A 20,839-nucleotide genomic window follows, 5' to 3' on the forward strand; every position below is an offset into this window, starting at 1 on the left:
TTTTGGCTGACGGAGGAGTTCGCGCGCCACGGGCGGACGCGGCCCGCAACCGCGAGCAGCTGCTCGCGGTGGCGGCCCGCGTCTTCGCGTCGGCCGACACCGAGCCGCCGATGCGCGCGATCGCCCGCGAGGCCGGGGTCGGCATCGCCACGCTCTACCGGCACTTCCCGACCCGCGAGTCGCTGGTCGACGCGGTCTACCGGGACCAGGTCGTGCGGCTCACGGCCGGCGCCCGCGAGCTGCTCGGCCGGCTGCCCCCGGCTGCGGCGATGCGGCGCTGGACGGACCTGTTCGGAGACTGGATCGCGACCAAGAACGGCATGCTCGACACGCTGCTCGCCATGATCGAGTCGGGCGAGATCGCCCATGCGCGGACCCGGACCGAGCTACTGGCGGCCATCACCACGATCCTCGACGCCGGCCGCGCGGCGGGCGACCTGCGCTCCGACGTCACCGCAGAGGACATCGCCGCGTCCCTCATCGGCATCTTCACCGTGGCCCCCCGGCCCCGGCATGAAGCCAGGGCCGATCGCCTGCTGGACCTCCTGATGGACGGCCTCCGGCCCGCCGCCCGGCCGGCCTGACCGCACACCTGAAGCACGCCGGCGGCGGCCGTCCCGCCACTGGTCCGGGCCGACCCGGTCCTGTCACCGGACCGGAACGTGCCGGGTCAGCGGGGCGGGCGGATCGGGTCCGTGGCCGAGGGGTGAGGTGCCGTCCAGCTGGCGAGGAGTTTGAGGCGGTCCTCCGAGGGGGTGCCCGGCTCGGCCGCGTAGACGGTCAGGTCGTGTACGGCCCGCTGGGCCAGGGGCAGGTCCAGGGAGCGGAAGGCCAGCTCCAGGCGGCCGACCTCGGGATGGTCCAGCCGCTTGACGCCCTCGTGGTGGATCCGGACGTCGTGGCTGGCCCACATGGTGCGGAACTCGGGGCTGAGCGTGGACAGTTCGCCGACGAGCTCACGCAGGGCCCGGTCGTGGGGCTCGCGTCCTGCTTCGGCGCGGAGCACGGCGACCGTGGCCTTCGCGCCTTCCTCCCAGTCGACGAAGAAATCGGAAGAGCCGGGGTCGAGGAAGAAATAGCGGGGGAAGTTGGCGCAGCCCCGATCGGCGGTGGTGTCGCTGTCGAACATCGGTGAGTAAAGAGCCCTGCACAGCGCGTTGCTCGCGACGATGTCCAAGCGGCCGCTGCGCACGAAGGCGGGGGCCATGGTCATGGAGTCGACCATCCACTGGACGGATGGCGGGATCTCGATGTCCTTGCGGCGGCGGTGCGCCGCGCGGCGGGCGGGGCGAGCCGCTCTGGCGAGATCGAACAGGTAGATGCGCTCGTCCTCGTTGAGGAGCAATGCCTGGGCGACCGCTTCCAGCACGTCCTCGGACACGCCGCCGATGTGGCCCCTCTCCAGCCGCGTGTACCACTCGGTGCTCACGCCGGCGAGCGCCGCGACCTCCTCGCGACGCAGTCCCGGAACCCGGCGCCGTCCGGTCGTGGGCAGCCCGACCCGCTCCGGGGTGAGCCTGGCGCGCCGGCTCGCGAGGAAGTTGCGGATGTCCGAGCGGTTGTCGGTGCGATCGCCGGCGCGGCTCTCGGGTGGAGACTCCATTCGTCCACGGTACCTATGGGCCGGCGACCAAAGGGGGTCGTGTTTATACCCCCCATAAACGCGACCTTGTTCGCCCCTGACGGCAGCGGTTTCGTGGGATCGGCACTCCGGACGGCACTCCTTCGCCGCCGTCCGCCACCCACATCCCAGGAGCATGACATGGCGACCAAGACCGTACTGATCACCGGCGCGACCAGCGGTATCGGAGCGCACACCGCGCGATCGCTGCTCGACCGCGGCCACCGCGTGGCCGTCACCGGCCGCGACGAGACCAAGCTGAAGGCCTTCCTGGACGAGACCGGCCACCCCGACCGGCTGCTCGGCATGATCGCGGACGCGGCCGACTGGGAGGCCGCCGAGTCCGCCGTGGCCCGCACCGTGGAGCACTTCGGCGCGCTGGATGCCGCCGTGGCGAACGCCGGATTCATGACCGGTGACTCCATCGGGGCCGGCGACCCGACGTCGTGGGCGCCGATGGTCCTCACCAACGTCCTCGGGCCCGCCCTGCTGGCGCACGCCGCCCTGCCCCACCTCGAGGCCACCGGCGGGCGGCTGGTGCTCATCGGCAGCGTCGCCGGGCTGAAGAACTCTCCCGGCAATCTCTACTCGGCCACCAAGTGGGCCGCCACCGGCCTCGCCGAGAACCTGCGCATGCACGCCACGACCCGCGGCATCGGCGTCACCCTCGTCAACCCCGGCATGATCGACACGCCCTTCTGGCAGGACGCCGGCGCGCCCTCCTTCGCCCTGCCTCCCCAGCCCGTCGCCGACGCCGTCTGCTACGCCCTCGACCAGCCGGCGGGCGTCGACCTCAACACCCTGACCATCCGCCCCATCGGCCAGCCCGTCTGAAGCCGGGGGCCGCTGCGCCGCCGGGGCTGCGGGGGCGCCATGCCGGTCGGTCAGCGGGGGCGGCGGGGGCGAGCGGGCTCCGCGGGATGACGCCCATGCCGTGCCGCCGCGTGCGTTGCGCTCGTCACCGAGCGGCAGGAAGAACAAGGTGGCGGACGGGTCCGGGTCCGGCATGGCTGCGGAAAATCTTCCGCTCGCCGGCCGGGCGCCCGGCGCTCGCATATCGGGCAAGCAGCCCGATATCGCACCCCCATTCGGGCGCTTTCCCGTCGGTTGGGTTCGCTTGGCGGCAAGGGCCGCACCGCCCGGATCTTCCCCGGAGGAGCACCCGCTTTACGCAACCATGGAATTGCCCGGAAGGGGTTTTCCGGCGGTGTTTGCGAGCGAATCCCGGCGGGCAGGCCGAATTGGTCGATGATCTCTGGGGGAAGGCCATGACCACAGCCGGCGAATGCGGCGCGGGGCCCGCGTGAACGCGCGCGACGCCCGCCCGAACGCGGTCCCGGAACTGGCGCTGGAACTGCTCGGCATCGAGCCCGAGCCGTTCGCGGCGGCGCCCACGCTCAACCTGCGCATCGGACTGCGCCGCCCCGACGGCGGGCCCGTCCAATGCGTCCTGCTCACCACGACGGTGACGATCGCGACGGGGCGGCGCCGCCATGACGAGGCCGAACGCGCCCGGCTGATCCGCGTGATCGGGCCGTCCGCCCTGCCGGACGATCCGGCGGGCGGGCTGACCTGGGCGCGGATCGGCGTGACCGTCCCGACGTTCCGCGGCGGGACCGAGGTGACGGTCGCGCTGCCCTGCGGCCACGACATGCAGGCCGCCGCCGACCAGTACCTGCGCGCCCTGAACGGCGGCGCCGTCCCGCTCGACCTCGCCTTCGACGGGACGGTCTTCTACCCGGGCGAGGACGGCGTGCTGCGCACCGCGCAGATCCCGTGCCGGCACCGGGCGACCGGCGAGCTTCCGGTCGCGCGGTGGCGGAGCCTCGTCGACCGCTACTACGGCGCCGTGCGATGGCTGCGCCTGGACGAGGACCGCTTCGACCGCCTGGCCGCCTACCGGGCGCGCCGCGCGCACACCTCCTTCGACGACACCGTGGACGAACTGCTCCGCACCGCGGAATCCCTGCACGGCCCCACGGACGAGCCGGAAACCGCGGCCCGCTTGGACGACGTCGCGCGGCTGGAATCACTGAACGACACCGGCCCGGCCCTGCGCGACGTCGCATTGAGCGCGGAAATGGCGATGCGGCCCGAGGAGAGCGGGCCATGGACCCCGTGAGGGCGATCGCCGAAACCGTCCTTTACGAAGGCCATCTGCTGTGGCCTTACCGGGCTTCGGCGCCGCGGCGGGAACGGCGCTGGACGATCGGCGGCGTCCATCCCAAGGACGAGGCGGAGCGGTCCGGCGACCGCTGGACGATCTCCGCCGAATTCCTCATGGAGACCGAGCCGGACGCGAACGTGGAGTTCACGCTGCGGTTCCTGCACGCGGTGCACCGGCAGGTGATGGACGGCGACGCCCCGGTGCAGGAGCTGCGCGCCGGATCCGGCACGTACCGGACGCGGCCGGAGGCCCGCGAGCAGGAGATCACCAGCGGCCGGCTGAGCGTGGCGCGGCTGCTGCGCTCGCCCGTGCGCGTCCCCGTCGCGATCGCCGCGGGCCTCGCCGAGGAGCCGATCGACGGCACGGCCTGGATCGTCCGGATCTGGGAGCGGGTGTCCGGGACGGTCGTGCTGTCGGCCGAGCAGGCCGGGTGCGGAGCCGTCCGGCTGCGCGCCGTGGTCGTCAACACCGGCACCGCCGCCGACCGCGACGAGGCGCACGCCACGGCGATGCTCTGCGCGCACCTCGTCGCCGACGCGTCCGGCGGTGCGTTCGTCTCGCCGTCCGACCCGCCCGGGCATCTGGCGGACGCGGCGGCGGCGTGCCGCAGCGACGGCCTCTGGCCGGTCCTGGCGGGCCCGCAGGGCGGCCACGGCACGATGCTCGCCGCGCCGATCGTCCTGTACGACTGGCCGCAGGTGGCCCCGCATACTCCGGCCGACCTGTTCGGCGGCGCCGGTCTCGACCGGTTGCTGGCCGCGCTGTCGTCCGGCGACCAGCGCGGCACGGACCGCGCCACGACCGGAACGGGAAGGAGTTGAAATGAGGAAGCAGAACATGCGGCAGCCGGGCATGCGCAAGCAGGGCACCATGCGGGCCATGGCGGCCCGGCTGATGGTCGGGATGGTGGCGGCCGCCATGGCCGCGATCCTGGTCAAGCAGATGCCGGCGCTGATGCGCCGCGCCAGGTCCGAGCAGGACTGACTCAGGGAAAAGGCGCGCCCGGATTTCGGGCGCGCCTTTCTTCATGCCGGAGCGTCGGCGCCGCCGTCCGCCGGCCCGCGCACGAACCGCCAGTGAAATATGCGGTGTCCTGAGAACTCAGCGACTCCTGGTGCGGACCGGAACGAGAACGGTATCGGCCTGCATCATTGACGTTACGGCTCGGCGCGCACACGATAGGGCGGTTACGCGACTCCATTTTCGAGGAGCGCGAGGACCATTCGGGGCCGACGGGGACCGCCGACGGGGACCGAGCAAGGAGAACGCGCGATGCCGAGCGACGAGACGTCCCCCGGGACGCCCATGACGACCGCAGGGCCGGATGCGCCGACGCGGGGACGGACGATGCGGTTTCCTCCACAGCCTCCTCCGCGGCCGGCGCCTCCCGCTCCGACGACTCCGCGGCCCGCCCCGCCCCCTCCGCCGCCTCCGCCGCCTCCGGTCCGCTGAGAACCGGTCCCGTTCCCCGTGGCACGGCCCGTGCCGCCAGGACTTCTTCGCCGGGGAGGGAAGTGACCGGAGTCGACCGTCTCACGTTGCGGGACAGCGAGATCGAAGAGATCGACCTGCTTCTCACGGAGGTGACCGCGCGGCACGGGGCGGTGGACGACGCGGCCTTCCTGCGGGAGGCCGAGGTCATCGCGCATCGCCTGCCGTTGCGGTTGCGGACCTTCCTCGCTTCGTGCCGGAGCCGCGAGCGGCCGTTGTTCGTGGTCGAGGGCTGGCCGGTGCGCGATGACGCCTTGGGGCCCACCCCACCGGACTGGCAGGAGGCGTGGCGCGGGGCGTCCGGCCGATCGGACGCGACCTACCGCCATCAGCTGCTGCTGGTCCTGGCGGCGTCGCTCATCGGCGACGCGTTCGCCCTGTCCACGGTGCAGGACGGGCATCTGGTCAACCACATCGTGCCGGTCCGCGGCACCGAGGAGCACGTCAGCGCCACCAGCAGCACACGGGAACTGGCCTGGCACACCGAGGAGGCGGGGTTCCGGCTCCGCCCCGACCACCTCGCGTTCGTCTGCCTCCGGAACCCGGACAAGGTGCCGACCACCGTCGGGCTCGTCGACGACCTGGTGCTCGACCCGGCCGTGGAGGAGATGCTCCGCCGGCCGTTGTTCGGCATGCCGCGACTCGGGACGGAGGGACGGATCGAATACGCGCCCGTGCTGTACGGTCCCGCCGACCGGCCCTACCTCAGCGCCGACTCGGTCTACATGTCGCCGGCGCCCGGTGCGGACACCGCGGCGGAGGCGCTGGCCGTGCTGGGCGCCGCCCTCGACGCCGTCCTGCGGCCGTTCACCGCCCGTCCCGGCGACCTGTACTTCCTCGACAACCACCGCGCGGTGCACGGCCGTCCGGCGTTCCGGCCGCGATACGACGGCACCGACCGCTGGCTCCTGCGCGTCAAGGCCGGCCGGGACCTGCGCGGCTCCGCGGCCTGCCGCGCCGGCGCGGGCGCCCGGGTCGTCGACGTCGACCGGCTAGCATGAGCGATCCCACGCATCCCGATCCCCAGGTGACGCCGCCATGATCGAACTGAGAGAGCTGATCCGCGACCTGCGCTCGGAGCTCAACGAGGCGATGCGGGACGCGCCCGGCGAGGGGCTGCAGTTCGAGCTCGGCCCGATCGAGCTGGAGGTCAGCGTCGGCGTGGAGAAGGCCGGCGAGGCGAAGGCGAAGGTCCGGTTCTGGGTCGTCGACCTGGAGACCGACGGACGGCTGGCCTCGACTTCGCTGCAGCGGATCAAGCTGTCGCTCACCCCGCGGAAGGCCGGCTCCGCCGCCCCGCCGTACGTCTCCGGCCGGGAACGCGCGGACGAGCGGTAGCGGCATGCCCCCGACGAGCCGGCGTCCGGAGCGGGCTCCCGGGCACCGGCTCGACCCGCACCGGGCGGCCATGATCATCGTGGCCCTGGAGGACGGGTCCGCGTGGCGCGGATCCGGGTACCGGATATCGGAGACGGTGGTCCTCACCGCCGCCCACGTCGTCGCCGGGGCCGCGCAGGTGGAGGTCCTCTTCGACCCCGACCGGAAGGACCAGGTCGGCGGCGCGGCGACGGTCGCCTGGTCCGACGAGGGCGTCGACGTCGCGGTCCTCGAAGGGCACTGGCCGCCGGCGGACCCGTCCGCGGGCCCGCCGGACCCGGTCCGCTTCGGCTGGGTCGACGACATCGACACCGTGCTGTCCTGCTCCGCCGTCGGCTTCCCGAGACACAAGCTGCGGTACCGCGCCGGCGGCTGGTTCCGCGATTCGAGCCACGTCCGGGGCACCATCGCGGCGCTGTCGCATCGGCGCGAAGGCACGCTGGAGATCCGGGTCGACCCGCCGGAGCGCGACCCGGACCCGGACGCCTCCCCCTGGGAGGGCATGTCCGGAGCCGCCGTGTTCGCCCGCGGCGTGCTCATCGGGCTGATCTCCCGCCACCACCGCTCCGACGGCCTCGGGGTGCTCACCGCGACCCGGGTCGACGGCTGGCTCGCGGCGCTCGATCTCGAGCGGCTCGACCGGTTGCGGGAGCTGACCGGCCTTCCGGCGAAGGCCGACCTGCTCGTCGACGTCCTCGGCGAGCCCCTCGACGCGGCGGCCGCGCAGCAGTCGCCGCCCCCGCCGTCGCGGACGGTCTTCCTCTCCTACGAGGACGGCGACGACGCCTCCGCCGAACTGGTCGCGCGGATGCTGCTGCGGCACAGCATCAGACCGCTCGGCGACGCGGCGGTCTCCGACGCCCCGGACGGCGACGCGGCGGCCTCCGACCCGATCGGGGCCGCGCTGGACCGGACGGAGACGGTCGCCGTCCTCGTCGGACCGGCCGGCGTCACCTCCCGCCGGGCCGCCGGCATCCAGGCCGCCGTCGAATACGCCACCCGTCGCCGCAGCAACCTGCGCGTCGTACCGGTCCTGCTGCCCGGCGCCTCCACGGGGCTGCTGCCCGCGTTCCTGTCACGGCAACTCGCCGTCGACCTGCGCGCCGGGCCGTCCGAGCCGGCCACGGCCACCGAGCTGGTCTCCACCGTCGAGGGCTTCGCGCCACCGCGGCCGCGGACGACCCTGCCCGACGAGCCCGCGCCGTTCCCGAGCCTGCGGGCCTTCACCGCCGGCGAGGCGCCGCTGTTCTTCGGCCGCTCGGAGGAGACCGCGGCGCTCGCCGAGCAGGTGCGGCGCTCGCCGTTCACCGCGGTCGTCGGCGCCTCCGGCTCCGGCAAGTCGTCGCTGGTGATGGCGGGGCTGGTACCCCGGGCGGGGCCGCGGACGCGGGTGGCCGCCATCGTCCCCGGACCGTGGCCGGTGCGCGCGGTGGCCACCCGGCTCGCCGAACTCATGGGCGCGGGAGGAGCGGGCACCGCCCCCGGCACCGCCGCCGAGCTCGAACGGCGGATGCTGAGCGACCCGGACGAGCTCGCCAAGCTCGTCCACGATCTCGTCGCCGCCGACGACCGGACCGACCGGCTGCTGCTCATCGTCGACCAGTTCGAGGAGCTGTTCACCCTCAAGCCGAGGCACCGCGGGGACGTCGACCCGCAGCTGCGCTTCGTGCAGAGCCTGCACCGGGCGGCCGAGGTCCTCGCCGGCGAGATCCGGGTGGTCGTCACCCTGCGCGCCGACTTCGTCCAGCACTGCCTGGCCTTCGCCGAGCTGCGCGAGCTGCTCGCGGCGGGCCAGCTGCTGCTCGGGCCGCTGGACGAGCCGTCGCTGCGCGAGGCGATGCTGATGCCGGCGCAGCACGTGGGCGCGCTGTTCGAGCGCGGCCTCGTCGACCGCGTGCTGGCGGAGATGCGCGGGCGTCCCGGCGCGCTCCCGCTGCTGCAGACCGCGCTCGCGGCGCTGTGGCGCCGCCGCCGCGGCGTCTGGCTCACCCATGCCGACTACGACGCCGTCGGCGGGATCGGCGGAGCGCTGAACCGGCTCGCCGACGACACCTACGCCTCGCTCGACGACCGCCAGCGGGAACTCGCCCGGCTCATGTTCCTCCGGCTCGTCGCGGTCCGCGACGGCACCTACACGCGGCGGCGCGTCGCCCGGCACGAGCTCGACCTCGTGGCCGCCGACGCCCGGGAGGTCGAGCAGGTGATCGTCAGGCTGTCGCACCGCGACGCCCGGCTGGTCGCCGCCGACCGCGGCTCCGTGGAGATCGTGCACGAGGCGCTGATCGACAACTGGGCGACGCTCGCCGACTGGCTCCAGCAGGACGCGGCGGACCTGCGGACGCACCGGCTGCTCACCGAGGCCGCGCAGGAGTGGGACGACCACGGGCGCGAGGACAGCTACCTGTACCGGGGGCTCCGCCTGGCCGCGGCGGGCGACTGGGCCACCCGCAACCACGGGCTGCTGAGCCGCCTGGAGGACGTCTTCCTGACCTCCAGCCGGGTCGCGCAGGACACCGCGGCGGCGCGCGAGCAGTCCGACCGGACCCTCGCGCGCGCCGGGCAGGCCGTCTTCGAGCTCGAGGCCGCGCCGGAGACGGCGCTCGGGCTCGCGTTGCAGGCCGCGGACGACGGCGGGGACATCCCGCTCGTGCAGCGGGCCATGTTCAGGGTGTTCAGCGAGGCGAAGATCCGCCGGATCCTGCGGGGGCATTCCGACCGGCTCTCGGCGGTGGCCTGGCATCCCGACGGGCGGCGCGCCGCCACCGCCGGCTACGACCGCACGATCCGGCTGTGGGACGCCGTCCGGGGGCGGCTGCTGGCGGTGATCGAGGCCGGCCAGGACAGCGTCACCTCCCTCGACTTCGACGGTTCCGGCGCCCGGCTGGTCAGCGGCGGATGGGACGGGACCGCCCGGGTCTGGGACGTCGAGGGCAGGCGGGCGCTCGGCACGCTGCACGGCCACACTGAGTGGGTGTCGTCGGTGCGGTGGAGCCCCGACGGCCGGCTGGTGGCGACCGGCAGCCCGGACCGCACCGCCCGGATCTGGGACGCCGCCTCCGGCGCGACCGTCCGCGTGCTGGAAGGCCATACCGACTGGGTGCGCTCGGCCGAGTGGCACCCGGCCGGCGACCGGATCTGCACCGGGAGCTATGACCACACGGCCGCGGTCTGGGAGGTGGACGGCGGCGAACGCGTCTCGACGTTGCGGGCGCACGACGGGCCGGTGCCCGCGGTCGCCTGGAGCGGTGACGGATCGGAGATCCTGACCGCCGGTGAGGACGGCGGCGTCTGCCTGTGGGACGGCGAACGGTTCACGCTGACGCGCCGCTGGCCGGTCTCGGCCACGCCGCTCTACGGCGTGGCCTGGTCGCCGGCCGGGCGGCGAGCGGCCGTGTGCGGGGAGGACGGCACGGTGCGGGTCCTCGACTTCGATCTCGGGCAGACCGTCGACACGCTCCCCGGGCACGTCGGCTGGGCGTCGGGCGTGGCGTGGAGCCCCGACGGCCGCCTGCTGCTGTCCGGCAGCGAGGACGCCACCGCCCGCGTCGCCGGCGTCGAGGGCGGATTCGTGCCGGTGGTCGCCGGCCGGCACGGCGGCCGCGTGCTCGACGTCGCCTGGGAGCCCGGCGGGCGCCGCATCGCCTCCGCCGGGCAGGACGGCCTGGTGCGGATCTGGGACGCCGCCGGCGAGGACGCCCCGGTCGAGCTGCTCTCCGACGCCGCCGCCGTCGCCTGGAGCCCGGGCGGCCGCGCCCTGGCCATCGGCGGCCTGGACGGCATGGTGGCCATCCGCGACGCCGGCACGCTCGCGCTGGAGGTGTCCGTGCAGGGGCACCGCGACCGCGTCACGGCGGTGCGGTGGAGTCCGGACGGGCAGCTGCTGGTATCCACGTCCCACGACGGCTCCGCGGTCGTGTGGTCGACCGACGACCTGCGGGAGCGTGCCCGCCTTGCGGGCCGGCAGCTCGTCGAGGACGCGGCGTGGAGCCCGACCGGCGAGCAGGTCGCCGTGGCCGACTGGCAGACGGACGCACGCCTGTGGCGCCCCGGCTCGGACGGCGAACCGGCCCGGCTCTCCGCGCACACCGCGCCGCTGCACGCGGTCGACTGGAGCCGCAGCGGACGGTTCCTGCTGACGTCGAGCGGCGACGGGACCGCCCGTCTGTGGGACGTCCACGACGAGCGGATGATCCGCAAGCTCGCCACCGGCGAGTCCCACGCGGCGCGGTTCAGCCCGGCCCGCACCCACCTCGCCACGGGCAGCCGCGACGGGGCCGTCCGGCTGTGGAACTTCGCGGACGGAGCCGACCTTCTCGTCACCTACCCGCATCCCGGGGCGGTCTGGGCGGTGGCGTTCAGCCCCGACGGGGACCGGCTGGTCAGCGGCTGCGAGGACGGCGCCGTGCGGATCTGGCCGACCAGTCCCCGGGACGTCCACGCGGCGCTGCGGCGGCGCGTCGCGGACCTCGCCGTGTGAGCCCCGGCCCGCCGGTGCCGAAGGCGCGTGGTCAGCGGGTGCGGAGGGTCTTCTCCATCGCGGCGAGCTGGTCGGCGACGTGGAGGAGGGCGCCCACGGACGGGTCGTCCTGGTGCCCGGCGAGGGTCCGGTCGCGGACGTACGCGGCCTTGATCTGCGTCCAGCGGGCCTGCTGCTCCGGGGTGAGGACGCCGCGGAGTTCGGCGAGTTTCAGCAGGTTGGCCTCGGCGCCGGTGGTGAGCGTCTGCGCTTCGGCCCGGTAGTGGTCGTCGATGAGGGTCTCGAGTTCGTCGGCGTTCATGACCGGGAGGATGCGCTCGGCCAGTTTGTTCATGTCGCGGTAGGAGCCCTGGAGGCGGAACGGCGGCTCGGTGCGGGACGCGTCGTCCTGCGCGGCCGAGGCGATGTAGGCGCGGTTCACCGTCAGGACGACCCGCTGGACGTGCCGGAGCTTGGCCATGACGGACAGGACCTGGTCGAGTTCCGCCTGCGAGTAGGGGTGGGAGAGGCGGTCCGGGCGGACGCCCCGGTCCCCGGACGCCAGCCGGACGAGGAGCTCGACGTCGCCGCGGTCGCGGCCGGTGAGCGGCGCGAGCACCGGGTTGGACGTCAGCGCGTTCTCGATGTAGCTGAGCGCGAACAGCTCGTCCTTGCCGGACAGGACGTCGCCGAGGTTCCACACGTCGGCGCGGTTGGCGAGCATGTCGGGGATCTGGAAGCGTCGGCCCGACTCGGTGTAGGGGTTGCCGGCCATGCAGACGGCGAAGCGCTTGCCGCGCAGGTCGTACGCGCGGGCGGCGCCCTCGATCCGGCGCTGGGCGTCGCAGAGCGGGATGAACTTCTGCAGGAACTCCGGCGAGGTGTGCTGCACGTCGTCCAGGTAGAGCAGGACGTTGTCGCCCATCTCGAAGGCGAAGTCGATCTTCTCGACCTCGCGGGCGGCGGTGGCGTTGGGGGCCTTCGCCGGGTCGAGGGAGGTGACGTCGTGCCCGAGCGCCGGTCCGTCGATCTTGACGAGGGCGAGGCCGAGGCGGTCGGCGACGTACTCCATCAGGGTGGTCTTGCCGTAGCCGGGCGGCGAGACGAGCAGGAGCAGGCCCATCTGGTCGGTGCGCCTGCCGTCGCCGGTGGCGCCGAGCTGCTTGGCGAGGTTGTCGCCGATGAGCGGGAGGTAGACCTCGTCGACGAGGCGGTTGCGGACGAACGCGCTCATCGTCCGGGGCTTCAGGCCGGCGAGGCCGAGGCGCCGGGACTCGGCGGCGACGAGGTCGTTGCGCTTGCGCTGGTAGGCGCGGAACGCGGGGACGCGCTCGGTCCGGAACCGGTGCGTGCGGGCGAGGATGTCGTCCAGGCGCAGGTCCAGGCGGCGGTCGGTGATGCGGGGGTGGGCGCCGAGCAGGTCGTCGACGGTGGCGGTCAGCGCGGAGGGCGAGTCGTAGCGGGCGGACGGGCAGAGCAGGGTCGCGACGGCCTCGGGCAGGTCGGCCGGATCGGCGGCCGGGTCGGCGGCGAGGTGCGAGCCGAGCCAGGCCGCGGCGAGCTGGTGGCGCGCGGCGAGGTCGCCGCCGAGGGCGCGCAGGTCCTCCTCCAGGCCGGGCAGGTGCGGGCCGAACGACTTCAGCAGCTCGCGGGCGCCGGTGCTGGTGACGAAGCCGTCCGGCGCGGTGGTCAGCTCCTCGACCAGGTACTCGGCGGTCAGCCGGCCGTCCGGCGCGGGCAGGCCGGCGCGCGCGGCGAAGTCCTCGACGGACGCCGCCAGCTCGGCGGTCAGGTCGGCCAGCGCGCCCGCGGGGCCGAAGGCGCGGCGGGCCCGGACCAGGGAGCGGGCGCGGGTCGTCCAGGTGGTGCGGGCGGACGCGTCGGGGCCGTGCGTCCAGAACAGCTGGGCTGCGGCGCGGGCGGCGGACGGGTAGCGCAGCAGGCCCGCGTCGGCGTACAGGCTTAGCAGCACGTCCAGGATGCGGGCGGCGTCGTGGTCGTGGACGCCCCGCTCGTAGCCCTCGTCGTAGCGGTCGGCCGCCGCCTCCCGCACCACCCGCAGCAGGTCGGCGTCCCGCAGTTCGGCCGCCGGGCGGGACGCGAGGACCGACGTGGCGAGGTACTCGGCGCGGTACGTCTCCGGTGTCTCCGAGACGAGGGTTTGGCTCCACAGCTCCCGGGTCGCGGCGAACGCCTCGTCGCGGACCGGTGCACGGTAGCCGGTCCCGGTGATCGTGAACGCGAGCCCGCCGTCGTGCGGGACGAGCGTCAGCTCGATCGGGCGGGTGTTCACCGCGAACCGATGCCGGCCGAGCCGGATCGTCGCGCCGCCGTCGCCGTACAGGTCGAGCCGGTCGCGCAGCGCCCGCGCCGCCTCCTGCCGGGCCGCCTTCACCCGCCCGTCCAGCTCCTCGGCGCGGACGTCGTCGCCGAGGTCCCGCAGCTCGCCGGCGATCGCGCGGAGCCGGGCCACCATCGCGTCGGTGGCGAAGTAGGCGTTGACCTCGTCGGGCGAGGCCAGCGTCGCGGCCCGCCGCCGCACCCCGGTGACGATCCGGTCGGCGGACTCGGCGAGCCGGGCGGCGCGGCGCGTCCGCTCGTCCAGCAGCGTCTGCTTGCGGGACGAGAACGCCTCGTACAGCTCGGTGCGCTTGGTCTCCAGCTCGGAGACGAACTCCTCCAGCTCGGCGAAGCGCGCCTGCAGCGTCTCCAGCCGCAGCAGCAAACGGCCGAGCTGCTCGTCGCAGCGCTCCGGGGTGGTCGCGCCGGACACCGCGCCCGCGACGGCCTGGTCGAGCAGCGCGAGCTCGGCGGCGAACGCGGCGCGCCCCTCGTGTTCGAGCAGGTCGCGGCGCCGGTTGTCCAGGACGGCGCGGGCCCGGTTGAGCCCGCCGAGGACCTCGCCGACGCGCTCCAGGATCGCGGTGCGGGCGGTCGCGTCGGTGATGTCGAGGTCGCCGACGACCTCGGTGACGACCTCCAGGCCCTCGTTCTGCGCGTCGAGCAGATCGGCGAGCGGCACCGCGTCGGCGGCCGTCGCGATGGCGCCGGCGGCCTCGGCGATGCGCTCCACCTCGGCGTGGTAGCCGGTGAACGCGTCCTCCTCCTGAAGGAAGCGGACGGAGCGTTCGCCGAGGCCGTGCAGCTCCGTCTCGACCGTGGCCGACAGCTCGTCGATGCGCGCGGTGTCGGCGTAACGCAGGTCGCGGAGCGTTTCGAGGCGGCCGAGCGCACGGCGCATCTCGGCGAGCTGCGCGATCCAGCCGTCCGCCGTCGCGGGCGCCTCCGTGCCCACCCGCCGAACCAGCGCGGTGACCTGCTCGCCGGCCTCGTCCACGGCGGCCGCCGCCTGCTCCGTCAGCGCGCGGACCTTCTCGTACTCGTCCAGCACCTGCCCGGCCGTCGCGCGGACCTCCGCGAGCGGCGCGGCGAGGTCGCCCAGCTCCTCGTCGGCGAGCCAGTGGAACAGGTCGGACGCGCGGGTGCACGCCGCGATCAGCGCCTCGAACACCCGCGCGGACGGCGACATCTCGTCCACCATCCGGGTGATCGACAGGCACTCGGAGATGCCCCGGACCAGGTCGGCGTTGCCGACCCGCTCCAGCGGGCCCGTGCCGACGGGCTGCGCGGCGGCGTGCTCCTCCGACGCGAACGGCGTCGCCCACACCTGCATCGGGTGCGCCCGGACCGGCTCGGCGGACAGCGCCCGCAGCACCACGAGCGTCCCGTCCCCGAACAGCGAGTACCCGTGGCAGGTGATCGGCGCCGCGACCCGCTTGCGGATCACGTTGTACGGCAGCAGCAGCGACCGCCCGTCCGCCCGCGAGTGGAACACGTACAGGACGTCCTCGCCGTTGGGGGAGCGGACGACCCGCTCGTACTCCAGCCCGGCGACGTCGGTGTCGAACGTCTTCACCACACCGGTGTCCAGGCAGTAGCCGCCCGGGAAGACGATCCCGTGGTCGTCGGGCAGCCGCCGGCACGCCTGCTCGATCCCGTCGAGCCGCACGACCTCCTTCGTCCGGACGTTGAACACCAGATGCCGCCACGCCGGCTCGTTGTACGGCCGGATCCGCAGCAGGATCAGCGCGCCGACCCGCGCGTACCGGACGTCGGCGTCCGCGAGGGCCTGCAGCGGCTCGTCCACGGGCTCGCGGAACACGCCGCCGCCGGTGCCGGTGTCGTTCTCGATCTTGACGGTCAGCGACCCGCCGACCGTGGCGACGAACACCTCGCCCTCGACCGAGATGTGCGGGTGCCGTCCCCGGACGTGGTCGTCGCGGGTCGTCTCGATCCACTCGACATCGTGCGCGGGCGGGAACGCGTGGTCGCGCTCGCCCTGGTTGTCCTCGTAGGCGACGGTGCCGTCCGGTGCCGTCCGCCAGCGCAGGACGCGCACGTCCGACAGCTGCGGGCCGGTCTGGAACACCGCGAGGAGCCGCCCGTCCACCAGCCGCAGCTGGAGCAGCCGCGCCTGCCGGTAGTACCGGAACATGCCGGCGAAGTCGCGGCGGAAGCGCGGGTCGTCCAGCAGTCCCGGCACCGCGTCCGGCCCCGCCGGCCCGAATCCGCCGCCGTCCGCGAACCGGTGCAGCGAGAACACGTCCTCGACCGCCGTCTCGCCCGCCGCGACCGGCGCGTTGCAGCCGAGCAGCATCACCGCGCCGAGCGCGACCACGTCGCGGGGCACGCCCGCCCGCTCCGTGCGGACCTGCTCGGTGCCGGTCAGCCGCAGCTCGGCGCCGCCGAACACCTCCAGCCGGCGGGCGTTCAGCGCCTCCGCCCGCCGCGCCGTCTCCGCGGCCCGCTCCGCGAGCCGCGCCCGCAGCACCTCGTACGTCCCCTGGTCGAGCCCGCTCACGCGTCCCCTCCGCTCTCCATCATGAACACTCGTTCACTTGCGGCGTGTCGTCGTTATGCGGCGCCGCATAACGACGACACGCCGCAAGTCGACGTCAGGTCGCCGGGGCCAGCGGGGTGCCGTTCGCGGCGGTCAGCGGCGCGTCCGCGACGCCGAGGCGCTCGGCGGTGTCGAGGAGGTCGTTGATCGCCGGTGCGTTCGGGCCGCCGGACGCGGCGAGCCGCGACAGCAGCGCCGCGAGGGTGAGGTCCCGGACGCCCCCGGTGCCCACCGAGGTCAGCATCCGGGTCAGGTCGCCGCCGAACGAGCCGGTCCCGTCCAGCCACGAACCGCCCAGCGCCTGCGCGACCTGCGAGTTCTCCACGAACCGGTCCACGCCCTTGCCGAGCGCGATCGACCCGACGAGCTTGTCGAAGAACGCGCTGTCGCCGCCGACGATGTCGATGTCGGCGTGCTCCAGCCCCGCCGCGAGCACCGTGGCCTGCGCCTCGGCGACCTGCCGCTGCACCTCGATGCCGGCGAGCCGGACGTCCTTCTCCGCCTGCAGCCGCAGCCGGTACTCCTCGTGCTGGCGCGTCGCGTCGTCCAGCGCCGCCATCGCCGCCGCCTTGTCGGTCAGCCCCTCCGCCTCGGCCTTCAGCGCCTCCCGGATCCGGGACGCCTCGGCCAGCGCCTTCCGCTCGGCGACCGCCGCCTCCGCGCGGCCGACCTTCTCGATCGCCGCCGCGTCCCGCTCCCGGACCTCGACCTCCGCGAGGCCCTCCGCCGCCGCCTCGGCGCGGATGCCCTCGGCAAGCCGGACCTTGGCCTGCGCGTCCATCTCGGACGCCTGCCGCCGCGACTCGGCCATCGTCAGCTGCTCGCGGGCGCGGTGCTGCGCGGCGGCCTCCGCCGCCTCCGCCGCCTTGATGTCCTTGACCAGGCTCTCCTGCGCCTCCGCCTCGGCCTGGATGATCACCGCCTGGCGGGTCCGCTCGGCCTCCTCGACCACCCGCACCCGCTTGATGGCCTCCTCCTGCTCGGCGACGGTCCGCTCCACCGCGATGCGCTCGCGCACCACGTCGGCGATGTCCCGCTTCTCCGCCTCGATCTCCTTGTTCGCCGCGATGCGGGTCAGCTCCGTCTCGCGCTCGCGGGCGATGACCTCCAGCAGGCGGTCCTTCTCGATCCGCTCGGTCTCGACCGCGATGACCCGCTCCTTGTTCTTCGCGGCCACCGCCACCTCGCGGTTGCGGTTCTCCTGCTGCACGCCGAGCTGCTCGTCGGTGCGGATGTCGGCGGTCCGCGCGCGCAGCCGCTCCTCGGCCTGGACCCGCTCGATCTCCGCCTTCTCGCGCGCCCGGACGGTCTCCACCTCGCGCTGCTGCCGCAGCTCCGCGTCCGCCTGGCGGCGCTCCAGCTCCAGGATCGCCTCGCGCGCCTCCACGTTCTGCCGGGTGATCTCCTTCTCCTCGTTGCGGGTGTACTCGTTGGTCCGGACGTGCTCGATCGCGGTCAGCTCGGTGATCTTCCGGATGCCCTGCGCGTCCAGGATGTTGGACTCGTCCAGCGACAGCAGCGGCGTCTGCTCCAGGTAGTCGATCGCCGCGTCCTCCAGGCTGTAGCCGTTCAGGTCGGTGCCGATGAGCTCGATGATGTGGTCGCGGAACTCGTGCCGGCGGGTGTAGAGGTCGGTGAAGTCCAGGTGCTTGCCGACGGTCTTGAGGGCCTCGGAGAACTTCGCGGCGAACAGCGCCTGCAGCGTGTCCTGGTGGCTGGCGCGGTCGGTGCCGATCGCCTGCGCCACCTTGATCACGTCCTCGACGGTCTTGTTCACCCGGACGAAGAACGTGATGCGGATGTCGGCGCGGATGTTGTCCCGGCAGATCAGCCCGTCCCGGCCGGTCCGCTCGATCTCGATCGTCTTCACCGAGATGTCCATCGGCTCGGCCTTGTGCAGGACGGGCAGCACGACGGCGCCGGTGAAGGTGACGTCGACCTTCTTCAGCTTGGAGATGATCAGTGCGCTGCCCTGGTCGACCTTGCGGAACAGCCGGGTCGTCATCAGGGCCATGCCGAGCGCGATGAGGAGCACGAGCGCGATCAGCACGCCCGCTCCGATCGTGATGGCGTCCATCGGGATCCCTGTCTACTGGAGGGGATGTGGGAGTGCGGGGATGCGGGGGATCAGAGGGCCGGGTCGTCGTAGGGCATGACCCAGAAGAACTGGCCGTCCGGATCGAAGTCGAAGATGAGCGCGGTGCTGCCGGCGGCGAGCACCCCGGGCGCGCCGGGGAAGCCGGGGAAGCCGGGGGAGCCGTCCGGCGGGACGTCCATCACGTGCCTGCGGACCTGCACGATGGCGGACGACCCGTCGTCGGCGGTGACCTCGGCCTGGCCGAAGTCCACGCCGACCCGGCCGGTGCGGACGACGCAGGTGCGGCCGACGAAGTCGCGCAGCGACGCCGCCGGCTCCGCGCGGAACACCCGGCGCAGCGGGACGACGGCGAGCCGCGTCCCGAGCCACGCCGCCGCGAGCGCCGCGGCCAGCAGGGCGAGCGCGAGCGGCGCGGCCGGCGTGCCGCCGCCGGCCAGCACCGATCCGGCCAGGCTCGCGAACCAGGCCAGGGCGATGAGCAGCGAGAGCGTGATGGTGGCGGGCACGCCGCCGAGGCCGATCGCGGCGAGCGGCCCGCCGGACCCGTGGCCGTCCTCACGGGACGCCCCGTCCCCGTGGGCGGCGTCGTGGCCGCCGTCGTGGAAACCCGCGCCCTCGTGCCCGTATACCTGCCCGCCCGCATGCTCGCCGCCATGGAAATGGCCGCCTCCGTGGACGTGGCCTCCCGCGCCGGCACCGGCCCCCGTATGGCCATCGGTGCCGGCGTGGAAGTGCCCCAGGCCGCCGAGCAGGACGAGCGTCCAGTACGCGGCGACCACCACCAGAGAGAAGCTGAAAAGCGCCGTCGGGAAGCCGAGCGCGGTGTCGACGAATTCATCCATTCGCGTGCACGCTCCCGCCTGGAGGCGTCATTAACGGCCCGGCCCGCCCGAATGCGGTCACCGGTTAGGAAAGGAAATGCGCTTCCGCATTCGGCGGGCTCGCCGAATGCGGCCCGTCATGTGTCCGGGAAGGAGTCCGCCCAGGTCGCGGCGGTCAGGCCGGCGCGGAGCCGGGAGCCGCTGAGGGCAGGAGGCGGGGTGCGGCGCGGCGATCGTCGCGGCGCCGGAGGCGGTGCCATAGAAAAATGCCGGGGAGTCATATGACCCTCCTGATCGGAGACCTATCCTGTCTCGCCGACCAGACTTCCCGGCACACCGGGGGTTACTTTACCGCAGTTTCCGGGGGCATGGAAGTCTTTTGTTGAGACGCCGGGCCCGGACGCGTATGTAATGATGTGTCCATCGCGCATGGCGACCGGCCGGACACTTTCAGCGAACCGTGAGGTTCGGCTGAGGCTGGATTCAGGTGGCGGCCGTACTTTCACCCGCCATGACCACCCAGCCCCACCGGCCCGTCTTCGTCCTCGGCTGCCCGCGCTCCGGCACGACGCTGCTGCAGCAGATGCTGCACTCGCACCGCCGCCTGGCGGTGCCGTCCGAGACCAGGTTCGTGCACGTCGCCTACGCGCGGCGGCACGGCTTCGGCGACCTGCGGCGGGCGGAGAACCGGCGGGCCCTCGGCGAGTGGATCACCACCGGCGAGGGGACGAAGTTCGCGGTCCTCGGGCTGGACGCCGGCGCGGTGGTCGACGACATCGTGCAGGGCCCGCCGACGCTCGGCTCGGCGCTGGCGGCCGTGTTCCGCCGCTACGCGCGCGAGCACGGCAGGCCGCGGTGGGGCGACAAGCGGCCGAGCTACTTCCGCAAGGTTCCGATGCTGCTGCGGATGTTCCCGGACGCGCAGTTCGTCCACCTGGTCCGGGACGGGCGCGACGCGGTCAGCTCGCTCGCCCGCATGCCCTGGTACGACGGGGACGTCCACTCGGCCGCGCTCACCTGGCGGGAGTCGGTCGACACCGGGAGCCGGCTCGCGCGGCGGCTCGGCCCCGGCACCTACCACGAGATGCGCTACGAGGACCTCGTCGACGACCCGGAGCGGGCCCTGGCCGCCCTCTGCGGGTTCCTCGGGGAGGAGTACGACGAGGCGATGGCCGAGCCGCACCACCACGCGCGCCGGACGGTCCCGCTGGAGCGCAAGTGGCACCTGCGGACGCACGAGGCCGTCAACTCGCGGAACGTCGGCGCCTGGGCGGAGCGGATGCAGGGCTGGGAGGCCGATCTGGTCGAGCACGTCCTGGCGGGCCGCCTCCGGCGGCACGGGTACGCGCTGTCGGGCCGGGCGCGCCCGGACGCGGCGCACCTCGCGCGGTTCCGGCGGACGGCGGTGCACCGCTGGCGGAAGCAGCACGCGCAGGCGGTCCGCGAGCGGATGGAGCGCCGGACCGAGCCCAACCCCGTCGGTTCATTGTTGACCGGTCCCGCCAGCGATGTGGAGATCATTCCCGTATCGCCCGATCAGTGATCACTAGGGCGGTTGTCCGAAATTCTCATGGAACGTGCCCGTCCGGGGCGGGGCGCGGTGCCGTGGCGGGCGCGCGGTCGTGGGGAACGGTGCAGGTGGCGTGCCGTGGGGCGGCGGGCGGGGGGCGGGCGGCCCGGTGGGACGGCCGTGGCGGCACCCGCATGACGGTGGTGTCATGGGCCCCTTACGGAACTTGTTACCCCCCGGTATCAGGGTTCCGTTTTACCGGTCGGCTGACTTAATTTACGGAAAAGTGACATGCTCGTGGCCGATAGTTCACAGCCGCTGTGTGACACGCCGAACATATGCCTGTACCGTGCCATGTGCTCAAGCTTGGAGCGCCATCGGGGTTTGGTCCACAAGAT

13 protein-coding genes are annotated in these 20,839 nt (G+C 73.7%); 9 read left to right on the forward strand and 4 right to left on the reverse strand.

Annotation, left to right across the window (positions count from 1 at the left end):
* Nucleotides 1-2: 2 nt before the first annotated feature.
* Entirely contained in the window at nucleotides 3-584 is a 582-nt protein-coding gene (locus ABD296_RS17820) for a TetR/AcrR family transcriptional regulator (RefSeq protein ID WP_344267882.1), read from the forward strand.
* A gap of 86 nt (nucleotides 585-670) precedes the next feature.
* Here ABD296_RS17820 and ABD296_RS17825 read toward each other — a convergent pair whose 3' ends face one another.
* Nucleotides 671-1,603 (reverse strand): helix-turn-helix transcriptional regulator, encoded by a 933-nt coding sequence (locus ABD296_RS17825; protein WP_344267884.1) that lies wholly within the window; start codon nucleotides 1,601-1,603, stop codon nucleotides 671-673.
* Between the two features lie 159 nt (nucleotides 1,604-1,762).
* On the opposite strand from ABD296_RS17825, the gene ABD296_RS17830 reads away from it, so the two are divergent.
* From ABD296_RS17830 to ABD296_RS17860, 7 genes are all read left to right on the forward strand, one after another.
* Nucleotides 1,763-2,455, forward strand: a complete 693-nt coding sequence (locus ABD296_RS17830; protein WP_344267885.1) for an SDR family oxidoreductase — start codon at nucleotides 1,763-1,765, stop codon at nucleotides 2,453-2,455.
* A gap of 469 nt (nucleotides 2,456-2,924) precedes the next feature.
* Complete coding sequence (locus tag ABD296_RS17835; RefSeq protein WP_344267886.1) at nucleotides 2,925-3,743, forward strand: DUF6084 family protein; 819 nt, start codon at nucleotides 2,925-2,927, stop codon at nucleotides 3,741-3,743.
* On the forward strand, nucleotides 3,731-4,609 hold the full coding sequence (locus tag ABD296_RS17840) for a hypothetical protein (protein WP_344267888.1): 879 nt from the start codon (nucleotides 3,731-3,733) through the stop codon (nucleotides 4,607-4,609). The genes ABD296_RS17835 and ABD296_RS17840 overlap by 13 nt, the downstream gene beginning before the upstream one ends.
* Nucleotide 4,610: 1 nt before the next feature.
* Nucleotides 4,611-4,772: a hypothetical protein gene (locus tag ABD296_RS17845; protein ID WP_344267890.1), complete on the forward strand. Its 162-nt coding sequence runs from the start codon at nucleotides 4,611-4,613 to the stop codon at nucleotides 4,770-4,772.
* 530 nt (nucleotides 4,773-5,302) lie between these two features.
* Nucleotides 5,303-6,280 (forward strand): TauD/TfdA family dioxygenase, encoded by a 978-nt coding sequence (locus ABD296_RS17850; RefSeq protein WP_344267892.1) that lies wholly within the window; start codon nucleotides 5,303-5,305, stop codon nucleotides 6,278-6,280.
* Nucleotides 6,281-6,317: 37 nt separating this feature from the next.
* Nucleotides 6,318-6,617, forward strand: a complete 300-nt coding sequence (locus ABD296_RS17855) for a trypco2 family protein (RefSeq protein WP_344267894.1) — start codon at nucleotides 6,318-6,320, stop codon at nucleotides 6,615-6,617.
* A 4-nt stretch (nucleotides 6,618-6,621) separates the two neighbouring features.
* Nucleotides 6,622-11,133, forward strand: coding sequence for an nSTAND1 domain-containing NTPase (locus ABD296_RS17860; RefSeq protein WP_344267896.1), 4,512 nt, complete (start codon nucleotides 6,622-6,624; stop codon nucleotides 11,131-11,133).
* A gap of 31 nt (nucleotides 11,134-11,164) precedes the next feature.
* Here ABD296_RS17860 and ABD296_RS17865 read toward each other — a convergent pair whose 3' ends face one another.
* The 3 genes from ABD296_RS17865 to ABD296_RS17875 form a co-directional block, all read right to left on the reverse strand.
* Entirely contained in the window at nucleotides 11,165-15,973 is a 4,809-nt protein-coding gene (locus ABD296_RS17865) for a DNA repair ATPase (protein WP_344267898.1), read from the reverse strand.
* Between the two features lie 94 nt (nucleotides 15,974-16,067).
* Complete coding sequence (locus tag ABD296_RS17870; protein WP_344267900.1) at nucleotides 16,068-18,089, reverse strand: flotillin family protein; 2,022 nt, start codon at nucleotides 18,087-18,089, stop codon at nucleotides 16,068-16,070.
* 50 nt (nucleotides 18,090-18,139) lie between these two features.
* Nucleotides 18,140-18,952, reverse strand: coding sequence for a hypothetical protein (locus tag ABD296_RS17875; protein WP_344267902.1), 813 nt, complete (start codon nucleotides 18,950-18,952; stop codon nucleotides 18,140-18,142).
* A gap of 490 nt (nucleotides 18,953-19,442) precedes the next feature.
* Between ABD296_RS17875 and ABD296_RS17880 the strand changes: the two genes are divergently transcribed.
* On the forward strand, nucleotides 19,443-20,474 hold the full coding sequence (locus tag ABD296_RS17880; RefSeq protein ID WP_344267904.1) for a sulfotransferase family protein: 1,032 nt from the start codon (nucleotides 19,443-19,445) through the stop codon (nucleotides 20,472-20,474).
* The last annotated feature ends 365 nt before the right edge of the window (nucleotides 20,475-20,839 follow it).

The sequence above is a fragment of the Actinomadura napierensis genome (genome assembly GCF_039529375.1).
GTDB lineage: Bacteria > Actinomycetota > Actinomycetes > Streptosporangiales > Streptosporangiaceae > Spirillospora > Spirillospora napierensis.

Excerpts from the sequence above, each read along its gene's own strand:
- ABD296_RS17880 (WP_344267904.1), top strand. The coding sequence starts at position 19,443 with ATGACCACCCAGCCCCACCGGCCCGTCTTCGTCCTCGGCTGCCCGCGC.
- ABD296_RS17870 (WP_344267900.1), bottom strand. The coding sequence starts at position 18,089 with ATGGACGCCATCACGATCGGAGCGGGCGTGCTGATCGCGCTCGTGCTC.
- ABD296_RS17875 (WP_344267902.1), bottom strand. The coding sequence starts at position 18,952 with ATGGATGAATTCGTCGACACCGCGCTCGGCTTCCCGACGGCGCTTTTC.
- ABD296_RS17845 (WP_344267890.1), top strand. The coding sequence starts at position 4,611 with ATGAGGAAGCAGAACATGCGGCAGCCGGGCATGCGCAAGCAGGGCACC.
- ABD296_RS17830 (WP_344267885.1), top strand. The coding sequence starts at position 1,763 with ATGGCGACCAAGACCGTACTGATCACCGGCGCGACCAGCGGTATCGGA.
- ABD296_RS17840 (WP_344267888.1), top strand. The coding sequence starts at position 3,731 with ATGGACCCCGTGAGGGCGATCGCCGAAACCGTCCTTTACGAAGGCCAT.
- ABD296_RS17825 (WP_344267884.1), bottom strand. The coding sequence starts at position 1,603 with ATGGAGTCTCCACCCGAGAGCCGCGCCGGCGATCGCACCGACAACCGC.
- ABD296_RS17860 (WP_344267896.1), top strand. The coding sequence starts at position 6,622 with ATGCCCCCGACGAGCCGGCGTCCGGAGCGGGCTCCCGGGCACCGGCTC.
- ABD296_RS17855 (WP_344267894.1), top strand. The coding sequence starts at position 6,318 with ATGATCGAACTGAGAGAGCTGATCCGCGACCTGCGCTCGGAGCTCAAC.